Source organism: Kineococcus rhizosphaerae, from assembly GCF_003002055.1.
GTDB classification, from domain to species: Bacteria; Actinomycetota; Actinomycetes; order Actinomycetales; family Kineococcaceae; genus Kineococcus; species Kineococcus rhizosphaerae.
The window spans coordinates 278730-291053 of record NZ_PVZF01000007.1 but is presented as its reverse complement, the minus strand read 5'-3'; the positions used below and the strand labels follow the sequence as shown (position 1 = coordinate 291053).

15 protein-coding genes are annotated in these 12324 nt (G+C 72.9%); 14 read left to right on the top strand and 1 reads right to left on the bottom strand.

Going from position 1 to position 12324, the window contains the following annotated elements; all coding sequences use genetic code 11:
* The first annotated feature begins 90 nt into the window (after positions 1-90).
* Complete coding sequence (gene ppk2 / locus CLV37_RS15455; protein WP_106212030.1) at positions 91-960, top strand: polyphosphate kinase 2; 870 nt, start codon at positions 91-93, stop codon at positions 958-960.
* Between the two features lie 48 nt (positions 961-1008).
* Here the strand turns inward: ppk2 and CLV37_RS15450 are convergent, their stop codons facing one another.
* On the bottom strand, positions 1009-1434 hold the full coding sequence (locus CLV37_RS15450; RefSeq protein ID WP_106211897.1) for a nuclear transport factor 2 family protein: 426 nt from the start codon (positions 1432-1434) through the stop codon (positions 1009-1011).
* Positions 1435-1533: 99 nt separating this feature from the next.
* On the opposite strand from CLV37_RS15450, the gene CLV37_RS15445 reads away from it, so the two are divergent.
* From CLV37_RS15445 to CLV37_RS15385, 13 genes are all read left to right on the top strand, one after another.
* Positions 1534-2082, top strand: coding sequence for a TetR/AcrR family transcriptional regulator (locus CLV37_RS15445; RefSeq protein WP_211298678.1), 549 nt, complete (start codon positions 1534-1536; stop codon positions 2080-2082).
* Positions 2083-2230: 148 nt separating this feature from the next.
* Positions 2231-3448 carry an inorganic phosphate transporter gene (locus CLV37_RS15440; RefSeq protein ID WP_106211895.1) on the top strand — a complete coding sequence of 406 codons (1218 nt, stop codon included), beginning with the start codon at positions 2231-2233 and terminating at the stop codon, positions 3446-3448.
* 13 nt (positions 3449-3461) lie between these two features.
* Positions 3462-3761, top strand: coding sequence for a hypothetical protein (locus CLV37_RS15435; RefSeq protein ID WP_106211893.1), 300 nt, complete (start codon positions 3462-3464; stop codon positions 3759-3761).
* Positions 3762-3774: 13 nt separating this feature from the next.
* A complete protein-coding gene (locus CLV37_RS15430; protein ID WP_106211891.1) occupies positions 3775-4080 on the top strand; it encodes a DUF3349 domain-containing protein in 306 nt (101 codons plus the stop codon).
* 77 nt (positions 4081-4157) lie between these two features.
* Complete coding sequence (locus tag CLV37_RS15425; RefSeq protein WP_106211889.1) at positions 4158-4700, top strand: pyridoxine/pyridoxamine 5'-phosphate oxidase; 543 nt, start codon at positions 4158-4160, stop codon at positions 4698-4700.
* Positions 4697-5101: a fluoride efflux transporter FluC gene (locus tag CLV37_RS15420; protein ID WP_106212025.1), complete on the top strand. Its 405-nt coding sequence runs from the start codon at positions 4697-4699 to the stop codon at positions 5099-5101. The genes CLV37_RS15425 and CLV37_RS15420 overlap by 4 nt, the downstream gene beginning before the upstream one ends.
* Entirely contained in the window at positions 5098-5460 is a 363-nt protein-coding gene (locus tag CLV37_RS15415) for a fluoride efflux transporter FluC (protein ID WP_106211887.1), read from the top strand. Before CLV37_RS15420 ends, CLV37_RS15415 begins: the two co-directional genes overlap by 4 nt.
* Before the next feature lie 52 nt (positions 5461-5512).
* Positions 5513-6004: a Fur family transcriptional regulator gene (locus CLV37_RS15410; protein WP_106211885.1), complete on the top strand. Its 492-nt coding sequence runs from the start codon at positions 5513-5515 to the stop codon at positions 6002-6004.
* 1 nt (position 6005) lies between these two features.
* Complete coding sequence (gene katG / locus CLV37_RS15405; RefSeq protein WP_211298677.1) at positions 6006-8222, top strand: catalase/peroxidase HPI; 2217 nt, start codon at positions 6006-6008, stop codon at positions 8220-8222.
* Between the two features lie 159 nt (positions 8223-8381).
* Positions 8382-9587, top strand: a complete 1206-nt coding sequence (locus CLV37_RS15400; RefSeq protein ID WP_106211883.1) for a Gfo/Idh/MocA family protein — start codon at positions 8382-8384, stop codon at positions 9585-9587.
* Positions 9588-9699: 112 nt separating this feature from the next.
* Entirely contained in the window at positions 9700-11010 is a 1311-nt protein-coding gene (gene nhaA / locus CLV37_RS15395) for a Na+/H+ antiporter NhaA (RefSeq protein WP_106212021.1), read from the top strand.
* A gap of 75 nt (positions 11011-11085) precedes the next feature.
* The gene (locus tag CLV37_RS15390) at positions 11086-11901 is read left to right on the top strand and encodes a MerR family transcriptional regulator (RefSeq protein ID WP_106211881.1); all 816 of its coding nucleotides are present in this window, start codon (positions 11086-11088) and stop codon (positions 11899-11901) included.
* On the top strand, positions 11898-12320 hold the full coding sequence (locus CLV37_RS15385) for a VOC family protein (protein WP_106211879.1): 423 nt from the start codon (positions 11898-11900) through the stop codon (positions 12318-12320). The genes CLV37_RS15390 and CLV37_RS15385 overlap by 4 nt, the downstream gene beginning before the upstream one ends.
* Positions 12321-12324 lie beyond the last annotated feature (4 nt).

Here is a 12324-nt window from a genome sequence, read left to right as displayed (position 1 = left end):
GCAGAGTTCACCCCGCCGTCACCCGTGCGACCTCCGGCGAGGACGGACCGGCGGTTCCATGCGTCCGTGCAGCTGACCCCTGACCTCGGCATGTCCGTCCGTGACGACGAGGACGAGCCCGAGCTCCTCCTCGCCGACGGGCGCGCGGCCGACACCTGGCGCGAGGACTACCCGTACGAGACGCGCCTGAGCCGCCCGGAGTACGAACACGAGAAGCGGCTCCTGCAGATCGAGCTGCTGAAGCTGCAGAAGTGGCTCAAGGCCAGCGGTGAGCGGCTCGTCGTCCTGTGCGAGGGTCGCGACGCGGCCGGCAAGGGCGGCACCATCAAGCGCTTCATGGAGCACCTCAACCCGCGCGGCGCCCGCGTCGTCGCGTTGGAGAAGCCCAGCGAGCGCGAGTCCACCCAGTGGTACTTCCAGCGCTACGTGCAGCACCTGCCCGCGGCCGGCGAGTTCGTCCTGTTCGACCGGTCCTGGTACAACCGCGCCGGTGTCGAGCGGGTCATGGGGTTCGCCAGTCCCGAGCAGTACGACCGCTTCGTGGCCCAGGTCCCGCTGTTCGAGCGGATGCTGACCGACGACGGCGTCCACCTCGTCAAGTTCTGGTTCTCCGTGACCCGCGCTGAGCAGCGCACCCGGTTCCTCATCCGGCAGATCGACCCGGTCCGGCAGTGGAAGCTGTCGCCGATGGACCTCGCGAGCCTGGACCGTTGGGACGACTACACCGCGGCCAAGGAGGCGATGTTCGAACGGACGGACACGGACTTCGCGCCCTGGACGGTCGTCAAGACCAACGACAAGAAGCGGGCCCGGCTGGCCGCCATGCGCCACGTCCTGTCGCTGTTCGACTACGACGACAAGGACGCCGAGGTGGTCGGGCAGCCCGACCCGCTGCTCGTGGTGCACGCCCGGACGATCCTCGAGGCCGACCGCCGGCCGGAGGTCGCGCCCCTGGTGTGACGGCCGGTCCGGGACCCGCGCCGTCCGGCGGCGGCGTGGTGGGAGACGTCAGACGGTGAACGCCGCGGCGACCGCCGCGGTGTCCTCGTGCAGGTGCATGCGGGTGATCTTCCCGCCCGTCACGGTCAGGCGCACCGCGACGTCGGTGTGGAAAGCGCGCCCGGTGGGTGCTGCCACGTGGTCGAAGACGGCGAAGACGGCCGAGTCCTCCCCGGCGGTGACGACGGCCTCGACGGAGACGGTGCTCGCGCCCGGTTCCAGCGCGGCCCACAGGACGTGGAAGTAGTCGGGCACCTCGCCCCTGCGCGAGCGCCGGCCGGTCCAGGGCGTCACCCGCGGGTCCCCGGGCACGAACCAGTCGACCTCGTCGGCGAACAGCTCGCCCAGCCCGTCGGCGTCCTGCGCGCCGAGGCGCTCCAGGAAGGCGCGGGTGACGTCGGCGGTGGTGGGGGTGGTCGTGTCGGGGGTGCTCACCCGGTGCTCCTCGGTGCGGCGGCGATCGGCGGACCACTGTTCTGTAGTGATCACTACAAAACGCTACCAGATCTGTAGCGGTCGATATAGAATCGACGAGTGGGACGCCCTCGGAGCTTCGACCGCGACGCTGCTCTGGAGGAGGCGCTGCTCTTGTTCTGGGCGCGCGGCTACGAGCAGACCTCCGTCGCCGACCTCACCCGGGAGCTGGGCATCTCCGCCCCGAGCCTCTACGCCGCCTTCGGCGACAAGCGGACGCTGTTCGAGGAGGCGGTGGCGCGGTACGAGGCCAGCCCCGCGTCGGTGACCACGGCCGGCACCGCCGGCGGCACCCCCCGGCAGGTGCTGGCCCTGATGCTCGACGCCGCGTCCCGGGAGTACGCCGACGACGCGCACCCGCGCGGGTGCCTGGTCAACAGCTCCCCGGAGCTGGCGCCGGCCCGGGCCCGGAACCGCGCGATCACCGCGGCCCGGCTGGAGGAGGTGAGCGACCCCGATGCGGAGCGCGACGGGGACCCCGACGCCGAGACCCTCGCCGCCTTCGTCCACGTGGTGCTGGTGGGGTTGTCGTCCTACGCCCGCGACGGTGCCGGGCAGGAGCGGTTGCGTCGCGTCGCGGACCTCGCGCTGCGCGTCGTCCCGACCTGAACGGAGCGGTCCCCCACCTCCCCGCGGAGGGGTGGTGAACGACGTCCACCGGGGGTTCCCCGGTCGTGGTGAACGCAGGGTGAACTTTGCTTCGCCAGGGGCGGATCCGGTATCCGGCACGTGCTGCGCCGGTGCAACCTTGTACCTCGTGGAGACTGCAACCGTCATCCTCGTGCTCGTCGTGGTCGTCGCGCTCTCGTTCGACTTCACCAACGGCTTCCACGACACCGCGAACGCGATGGCCACGTCCATCGCCACCGGAGCGCTCAAGCCCAAGGCGGCTGTCGCGCTCTCCGGGATCCTGAACCTCGTCGGCGCCTTCCTCTCGGTCGAGGTCGCCCTCACCGTCTCGAACGCCGTCGTCAAGATCCAGAACAAGGACGGCTCACCCAAGCCCGAGCTCCTGCAGGGCGGGGGCTCGGCGCTGCTGCTCATCGTGCTCGCCGGGCTCGTCGGCGCCATCGTCTGGAACCTGCTGACCTGGCTGATCGGCCTGCCCTCCAGCTCCTCGCACGCCCTGTTCGGCGGGCTCATCGGCTCCACCGTGGCCGGCCTGGGCTGGGCGGGGGTCAACTGGAACGGCGACGGCACCAAGATCGACGGCGTGGTGGGGAAGGTCATCATCCCCGCGATCGCCTCGCCGGTCCTGGCCGCGCTCGTCGCGACCGTCGGCACCTGGCTCGTCCACAAGGTCGTCTCCGGGGTCGCGCAGCGCTACACCGACCAGGGCTTCCGCTGGGGCCAGATCGGCTCCGCCTCGCTCGTCTCCCTCGCCCACGGCACCAACGACGCGCAGAAGACCATGGGCGTCATCACCCTCGGCCTCATCGCCTCGGGCCACTGGAGCGACACCCACGCGGTGCCGTTCTGGGTCAAGGCCGTCTGCGCCCTCGCCATCGCCTCGGGGACCTACCTCGGCGGCTGGCGCATCATCCGCACCCTCGGCAAGGGCCTCATCGAGATCACCCCGCCGCAGGGCATGGCCGCCGAGACCTCCTCCGGCGCCGTCATCCTCATCTCCAGCCACATGGGCTTCGCGCTGTCCACGACCCACGTGACCACCGGCTCGGTCCTCGGCGCCGGCCTCGGCAAGCCCGGCGCGACGGTCCGCTGGAAGGTCGCCGGCCGCATGGTCGTCGCCTGGGTCACCACCATCCCGGCCGCCGCGCTCGTCGGCGCCCTCATGTGGTGGATCGGCAACGTCCTCGGCGGCGGGGTCGTCGGCGCGCTGGTCATCAGCCTGCTGCTGCTGGCCTTCGCGGTCGTCGTCATGCACCGCTCGCGCAAGAACCCCGTCCACGCCGACAACGTCAACGACGAGTGGGACGCGAGCCGGGGCGCCGAGCGCACCCCGGCCGCGGTCTGAGAGGAACGCCCCCGTGCTGCAGAACCTGACCCTCGTCGGTGAAGCCCTCTGGAAGATCCTGCTCGTCGCCCTGGTCCTCGGCGCGGGCCTGCCGGTCCTGTTCTCGGCCGGTGTCCGCGCCATGGCCTTCGGCGCCGGCGGGGACGCCGAGACGAGCCACGCCCCGGGCAACCCCGCCGGCAAGGTCCTGGCCGTCGTCTGCTTCGCGGTCGTGATCGCGGCCGTCGCGCTCGGCATCACGTTCATCGTGGCCAGCGGCTTCGGCAAGGCCCTGAGCTTCGAGCACGTCTACCCGACCATCGTGGACAAGTGAGGGGAGCCCGTCCATGACCTCCACCACCCTGGCCGGTCGCATCGTCGACTGGCTGCGCGCCGGGTACCCCGGCGGCGTCCCGCGCCAGGACTACGTCGTGCTGCTGGGCCTGCTGCGCCGCAAGCTGACCGACGGCGAGGTCCGCGAGATCGCGTCCGCGATCGTCGGGCTCGCCCAGCAGGGCGAGGTGACCACGGTCGCCGACGTCGAGCGGCTCATCAACGAGGCCACCCTCGACGAGCCGTCCGAGGCCGACATCGCCCGGGTGTCCTCGCACCTGGCCGCGGGGGGCTGGCCGCTGGCCGACCGCCCGTTCTGAACCACCGCACCACCGGGAGCCGCGACCTCGCCCGAGGTCGCGGCTCCCGTGCGTGGGGGCTGTGGGAGGGTGGCGCCGTGCCGTCCCGGGAGACCCTGCGCGCGTTGCCCGTCTTCGACCGCGAACTGCCGGCGTTCGACCCGTCGACCGCACCGGCGGACCCCCTGGACCTGTTCGGGTCGTGGTTCGCCGACGCCCTCGCCGCGGGGGTCCCCGAACCGCACGCCGTCACCCTGAGCACCGTCGACGCCGACGGGCTGCCCGACGCGCGCGTGCTGATCCTCAAGGACGTCTCGGCCGACGGCTGGTCGGTGGCGACGACGACGGCCGGGCCCGCGGGCGCGCAGCTGCTCGCCTCGCCCGTCGCGGCCCTGTCGGTCTACTGGACGGCGCTGGGGCGCCAGGTCCGGGTCCGCGGTCACGTCCACGAGGCACCCCCGCACGTCAGCGAGGCCGACTTCGCGGCCCGGTCGGCCTCGGCCCGGGCACGGGTCCCTGCGGGGACCTGGCGGGTGTTCGTCGTGCGCCCGGTCTCGGTGGAGTTCTGGCAGGCCGTGGCCTCCCGCGAGCACGTGCGGGTGCGGTACGTGCGCGCGGGCGGGGGGTGGACGCGGTCGTGACGGCCGCGCACCGGGACCCGCGGCTGCTGCTGCTCGTCGCCGCGGGCGGGACCGTCGGCACCCTGCTGCGCTGGGCCGCCTCCGAGGTCGTCCCGGCCGCCGGCGCGTTCCCGCTGGCGACCCTGGCCGTGAACCTCGCCGGGTCCTTCGTGCTCGGGTTCCTGCTCGAGGAGCTGCTGCGCCGCGGTGCCGAGACCCCGGCCCTGCGGCGCTGGCGGCTGGGGCTGGGGACGGGCGTGTGCGGGGGGCTGACGACGTGGTCGAGCTTCGCCGTCGAGCTCGAGCGGCTCCTCAGCGGCGGGTCGGCCGGGACCGCGCTGGGGTACGCGGCCGCCTCGCTGGCCGGTGGCCTGCTGGCCGTCGCCGCGGGGGTCGCGCTGGCCGCCCGGAGGGCCCGGTGACGGTGCTGCTCGCCCTGTGCGGCGGGCTCGGGGCCGCCTGCCGGTTCGCCCTCGACGGGGCCGTCCGGGCGCGCTGGCCGTCGCGGTTCCCGTGGGGGATCCTGCTGGTCAACGCCCTGGGCTCGCTGCTCCTGGGGTTCCTCACCGGCCTCGTGGCGGGCGGCGCGGACGCGCGCTGGCGGCTCGTGCTCGGGGTGGGGTTCTGCGGGGGCTTCACGACCTTCAGCACCGCGATGACCGACACCGTCCGGCTGGTGCGCGAGCGGGCGTGGCGGCTGGCCGCCGGGAACCTGGTGGGAACCCTCGCGACGACCGTGCTGGCCGCGGCGTGCGGGTACGGGATCGCGGACCTGCTGTGAACGCGACGCGCGGTTCTTGACTCGTTCAAGCCTGGCTGGGCAGGATGGCGGGGTGCCCACCACCTCCGACCTCGAGCGGGTGCTGCGCGGGGCGGGTCTGCGGGTGACCCGGCCGCGGCTGGCGGTCCTCGACGCGGTGCACGCCCTGCCGCACGCGGACACCGAAGCCCTCATCGAGGCCGCCCGCTCCCGCGTGGACGGGGTCTCGCACCAGGCGGTCTACGACGTGCTGCGCGTCCTGGCCGACAAGGGCCTGGTGCGGCGCATCCAGCCGCAGGGTTCCGTGGCCCGCTACGAGGCGCGGGTGCACGACAACCACCACCACCGGGTGTGCCGGGTGTGCGGTGACATCAGCGACGTCGACTGCGCCACCGGGCAGGCCCCGTGCCTCACCCCCACCCCCGACGTCGACGACGGTTTCGTCGTCGACGAGGCCGAGGTCATCTACTGGGGCCGGTGCCGGTCCTGCACGAGCGCCCCGGCCCCCACCGACCCGTCCGCCGATCCCCAGACCACGGTCGTCCTCCAGCAGAGAGAAGCGTGAAGTGACCGAGCTCGACAAGGCCCAGACCCAGTCCACCAGCGAGAGCGAGAACCCGGCGATCCCGTCGCCGCAGCCGTCGACGAACGGCCGTCCCCGCACCGTGCAGGACTGGTGGCCCAACCAGATCGACCTGTCGGTCCTGAACAAGCCGTCGAAGGACTCCGACCCGCTGGGCGAGGACTTCGACTACGCGGCGGAGTTCGCGACGCTCGACGTCGAGGCGCTCAAGCGCGACGTCGTCGAGGTCATGCACACCTCCCAGGAGTGGTGGCCGGCGGACTGGGGCCACTACGGCCCGCTGTTCATCCGCATGTCCTGGCACGCCGCGGGCACCTACCGCATCGCCGACGGCCGCGGTGGCGGCGGCGAGGGCGGGCAGCGGTTCGCCCCGCTGAACAGCTGGCCGGACAACGCCAACCTCGACAAGGCGCGCCGCCTGCTGCTGCCGGTCAAGCAGAAGTACGGCCGCAAGATCTCCTGGGCCGACCTGCTCGTCCTGGCCGGGAACGTCGCCCACGACGACATGGGCCTGAAGACCTTCGGGTTCGCCTTCGGCCGCGCCGACACCTGGCAGCCCACCGAGGTCTTCTGGGGTCCGGAGGACACCTGGCTCGGCGACGAGCGCTACGCCGAGGACCAGCCGCTCGACCTCGACGAGGGCCACCTGGCCGCCGTCACCATGGGCCTCATCTACGTCAACCCCGAGGGCCCCAAGGGCCAGCCGGACCCGCTGGGTTCGGCCCACGACATCCGGGTCACGTTCGGGCGCATGGGGATGAACGACGAGGAGACGGTCGCGCTCGTCGCGGGCGGTCACACCTTCGGCAAGACCCACGGCGCGGGCAACCCCGAACTCGTCGGCCCCGAGCCCGAGGGCTGCCCCGTCCACGGCAACGGCCTGGGCTGGAAGAACGAGTTCGGCACCGGCAAGGGCGCGGACACCACCACCAGCGGCCTCGAGGGGGCGTGGACCCCGACGCCGACGCAGTGGGACAACACCTACTTCGAGACGATGTTCTCGTACGAGTGGGAACTCACCACGAGCCCGGCCGGGGCCAAGCAGTGGAAGCCGAAGGACCCCGCGGCGGCCGACCTCGTCCCCGACGCGCACGTCGAGGGCAAGCGCAACGCGCCGATGATGCTCACGAGCGACCTCGCGCTGATGGCCGACCCCGTCTACCACGAGATCTCCAAGAAGTTCTACGCAGACCCCGCCTACTTCGCCGACCAGTACGCCCGCGCGTGGTTCAAGCTGCTGCACCGCGACATGGGCCCGCGCAGCCGCTACCTGGGCCCGGACGTCCCGGCCGAGGAACTGATCTGGCAGGACCCGACCCCGGCCGTCGACCACGAGCTCGTGGGCGAGGCGGAGGTCGCCGACCTCAAGCAGCGCCTGCTGTCCAGCGGGCTGAGCGTGTCCCAGCTCGTGCACACCGCCTGGTCCTCGGCGGCCTCCTACCGCGGCACCGACAAGCGCGGCGGGGCCAACGGCGCGCGCCTGCGCCTGGAACCGCAGATCGGCTGGGCCGTCAACGCCGGCGTGGGCGACGTCCTGCCGGTCCTCGAACGCGTCAAGGGCGAGTTCGAGCAGGCCACGGGCAAGAAGGTGTCGCTGGCCGACGTCATCGTCCTCGGCGGGACCGCCGCGGTGGAGAAGGCGGCGGCCGACGCGGGCGTCACCGTCACGGTGCCGTTCTCGCCCGGGCGCACCGACGCCACCCAGGAGCAGACCGACGTCGAGAACTTCCGCTGGCTCGAACCGCGCGCCGACGGGTTCCGCAACTGGGTCAAGCCCGGCAGCAAGCTGCAGCCCGAGACGCTGCTGCTGGACCGCGCCTCGATGCTGGAGCTGACGGCCAAGGAGATGACCGTCCTCGTCGGCGGCCTGCGCGTGCTGGGGGCGAACACCGGCGGCGTGCAGCACGGTGTCTTCACCGACACCCCCGGCGTCCTGTCGCAGGACTTCTTCAAGAACCTGCTCGACCTGGGCGTGCAGTGGCGGACGGCCACGGACGCCGAGGGCGTCTACGAGGGCCTGGACGCGCAGGGCGAGGTCGTGCGCACGGCCACCGCCGTGGACCTGGTGTTCAACTCGAACTCCATCCTGCGCGGGATCGTGGAGGTCTACTCCGCCGACGACGCCCACGAGCTGTTCGTGCGGCACTTCGCCGCGGCGTGGCAGAAGGTCATGGAGCTCGACCGCTTCGACCTGCGCTGACACCCGCGCCGAGACCCGCTCGGCACCGACGACAGGACGCTCCGGCCCGCGCGCGCGAGCCGGGGCGTCCTGCGTCCGGGGGGGACCCGCCTGGACGGGATTGACTCGTGTAGACCATGCTGGGCACGTTCGCACCCCCCGACTCGCAGGAGAGTCCTCGTGAAGATCGCTGTCATCGGCACCGGCCAGTTCGCCCGGAGCTTCATCGCCCTGTGGCAACTGCACCCCGACGTCGAGGAGGTCTGGGTCACCGACCTCGTCCCCGAACGCGCCCGGCAGCACGTCGAGACCCACGGCCTGGCCGGGTCCTTCGACAGCTTCGAGGACGCCCTGGCCTCCGACGTCGACGCCGTCGCGATCATGACCCAGCGCTGGTCGCACGGTCCGCTGGTGCTCCAGGCCCTGGAGGCCGGCAAGCACGTCTACTCCGCCGTCCCGATGGCGAGCGCCGTCGACGAGGTCGAGGCCATCGTGGCCAAGGTCCGCGAGACCGGGCTCACCTACATGATGGGCGAGACCAGCTACTACAACCCCGCCACCGTCTGGGCCCGCGAGCACATCGCGGCCGGTGAGTTCGGCCGGGTGTTCTACGGCGAGGGCGACTACGTCCACGACATGGACAACGGCTTCTACGCCGCGTACCAGTACTCCGGCGGGGAGGACTGGAAGGAGACGGCGAGCTACCCGCCCATGCTCTACCCGACCCACGCGATCGGCGGTGTCCTGGGCGCCTGGCCGACCCACGCGGTCAGCGTGAGCTGCACGGGCATCAGCGACACCCGCGGCGACGGCGTCTTCGACAAGGCTGTCTCCCGCTGGGGCAACGACTTCTCCAACATGTCGGCGCTGTTCGAGCTCGCCGACGGCGGGGTCATGCGGACCAACGAGTTCCGCCGCGTCGGGTACTGGAGCGGCCCGGAGTCGCGGTTCCGCTTCTACGGCACCGAGCAGGTCATGGAGCAGTCCGTCACCAGCACCGTCGTCACGGTCAAGACCGAGGGCGAGGACTACCGCAAGGGCGCGACTCACGACATCAGCGACGAGCTGAAGCCCGGGGAGCACTCCGACGTGCCCGAGGACCTCACCGACATCGACCCCGCGTTGCTGAGCAGCTTCCGCTCCGGCACCGCGAAGGTCCACGACCGCAGCCGGCTGCCGAAGGAGTTCGAGGGCGCGCCCAACGGCCACGAGGGGGCCCACCACTTCCTGGCCGACGACTTCGTCGTGGCCGTGCGCGACCGCGTCCACCCGCCCGTCAACGCGTGGGTCGCGGCCCGGTTCACCGTCCCGGGGATCGTCGCGAACGAGTCGGCCAAGCAGGGCGGGGTGCGGTTGCCCGTCCCGGACTTCGGCGACCCGGCCTGACCGGAGGCCGGGCCCGGGGGCGGTCGTCCCCGGGCCCGGCCGGGTAGGCTGGACGCAGGGTGTGCCGGGAAGTCTGGTCGGCGATCACGTCGTCGACCCCGGAAGCAGGTCCCTGCCCGTGCCCTCCACCACCCCTGCCCGCCTGTTCGCCCGCGGTTCGTGGCCCGAGGCCCGGCGCATCGCCGACGTGCTGCGCAACGAGACGACCGGTGGTCTGCTCCTGCTCGCCTGCACCGTCCTGGCCCTCGTCTGGGCCAACCTGCCCGGCGGCACCTACGAGGACGTCCGGCAGTTCCACCTCGGACCCGCCGCCCTGCACCTGGACCTGTCGGTCGAGCACTGGGCCGCCGACGGGCTGCTGGCGGTCTTCTTCTTCGTCGCCGGCCTGGAGCTGAAGAAGGAGTTCGTCGCCGGGGACCTGCGCGACCCGCGGGCGGCGGCGCTGCCCATCGCGGCGGCCGTCGGCGGGATGGCCGTCCCCGCGCTGTTCTACGTCCTCGTCAACGTCCTGCACCCCGACGCCGTGGAGGGGGCCCTCGTCGGGTGGGCCATCCCGTCGGCCACCGACATCGCCTTCGCCCTCGGCATCCTCGCCGTGGTGGGCTCGCGCCTGCCGTCGGCGCTGCGCACGTTCCTGCTGACCCTCGCCGTCGTCGACGACCTGCTCGGCATCACCGTCATCGCGGTCTTCTACACCGAGCGGGTGCAGTGGCTCCCGCTGCTGCTGGGGCTCGTGACGCTGGCGCTGTTCGCAGTCGCGGTGCAGCGCCGGGTCCGCACGTGGTGGATCCTCCTGCCGCTCGCGCTGGCCACCTGGGGACTCGTGCACGCCTCCGGGATCCACGCGACGGTCGCCGGTGTCCTGCTCGGCCTCGTCGTCCCCGTGCTGCGCAGCGAGGCGAACGGCGGCCCGGAGGCGGGGCCGGGCCTGTCGGAGCACTTCGCCCACCGCTGGCAGCCGATCTCGACGGGGTTCGCCGTGCCCGTCTTCGCCCTGATGTCCGCCGGGGTCGCGATCGGCGGGGTCTCCGGTCTCGTGGAGGCGGTGCAGGACCCGGTGGCCCTCGGGGTGGTGGCCGGGCTGGTGCTCGGCAAGCCCGTGGGCATCGTCCTCACCACGTTCCTCGTCGCGCGCCTGACCCGCGCCGAGCTCGACGAGAGCCTGCACCCCGTCGACGTCCTGGGCATGGCGATGCTCGCCGGCATGGGCTTCACGGTGTCCCTGCTCATCGGGTCCCTCGCGTTCGGCGAGGGCAGCCCGGCGGGGCAGCACGTGACCCTCGGCGTCCTCATCGGCTCGGCCGTCTCCGCCGCGCTGGCCGCCGTGGTGCTCTCGCGCCGCAACGCGGTGTACCGGCGGATCGAGGCCGAGGAGGGCGTGGACGCCGACGGCAACGGCGTCCCCGACGTCTACGAGCGCTGAGCGCGGACCGGTCGGGCCCCGGCGGCCCGCGCGGCGCTGGACCCTCCCCCTGCAGGAGGCGGCAGGCTCGGGGCCGTGAGCGAGACGATGCTGGTGGGGGAGTTCTCCCGGCTGACCCACCTGACCACCAAGGCCCTGCACCACTACCACCAGCTCGGGCTGCTGGAACCCGCCTGGACCGATCCTGTCTCCGGGTACCGGTACTACACGCCCGACCAGGTGGAGCGGGCCCACCTCGTGCGCCGGCTGAGAGCTGCGCGGATGCCGTTGGCGCAGATCCGGGCCGCACTCGCCGCCGTGGGGGCCGAGCGGGAGGAACGGCTGCTGGACCACCTCGACGTGCTGCGGGCGGAGCTGCTGGAGACGGCGGCCGCGGTGACCTCGTTGCGCGCGCTGCTGGGCCGGGTCGAGCCGACCGTCCACCACGGCGAGCTCCCCGCGCAGCGGTGCCTGGCCGTCGCCGCGGAGGTGACGCCCGCCGACCTGGGCGAGTGGTGCGCCGTCGTCTACCCGCAGCTGGTCGCGGCGGCGCGAACGGGTGGGCTGCCGCCCGAGGGGCCGTGCGGTGCGCTGTACGAGCCGTCCTGGTTCAGCGGCGACGGGGGGAAGGTCACCGCGTTCCTGCCGGTCGCCGCGTCGACCTCCCGGGACGGGGCGGGGGCCGCGGGGGTGGCCGTGCTGGACCTGCCGGGCGGGTCGTACGCCACCGCCGTCCACGAGGGACCGTGCTCGGAGCTGGACCTGACCTACGGCCGGCTGGGCCGGCACGTCCTCGCCGCCGGGACCGACCGCGGCGGCCCCGTCCGGGAGCACTACCTCGTCACCACGGCCGACACGCGCGACCCGCGGGCCCTGCGCACCGAGGTCTGCTGGCCGGTGAGCGCCGCGTGAGCTCCACGATCGTCCAGCTCGTCGTGCACTGCGAGGACGTCGGCGTCCAGTCCTCGTTCTGGTCCCGGCTCCTGGGCCGGGAGGTCGACCGGGGGGCGACGGCCGACCACGCCGGGATCAGCCTCACCCCGCGGTCCGGGACCGGTCCCGCCCTCCTGTTCCTGCGGGCCCCGGGAGTCCACCGCGCCCCGCACCGGCTGCACCTCGACCTCGTGCACTCCGACCGGACCACCTGGCGCGCCGAGGTCGACCGGGCGGTCGCGCTGGGGGCGACGACCGTCGCCGAGCACGAGGGCTTCGGCTGGCGGTGGGCCACGCTGCACGACCCCGAGGGCAACGCGTTCGACCTGGGCGTGAACCCCGCCGTGGACCAGACCGCCGACCCGGGCAACCCCGCGGGCCCCGCCGTCGTCTACTGAGGAC

What these genes read in the sequence shown, in the direction of transcription:
- ppk2 (WP_106212030.1), top strand. Translation starts at nt 91, where the DNA reads ATGTCCGTCCGTGACGACGAGGACGAGCCCGAGCTCCTCCTCGCCGAC.
- CLV37_RS15430 (WP_106211891.1), top strand. Translation starts at nt 3,775, where the DNA reads ATGACCTCCACCACCCTGGCCGGTCGCATCGTCGACTGGCTGCGCGCC.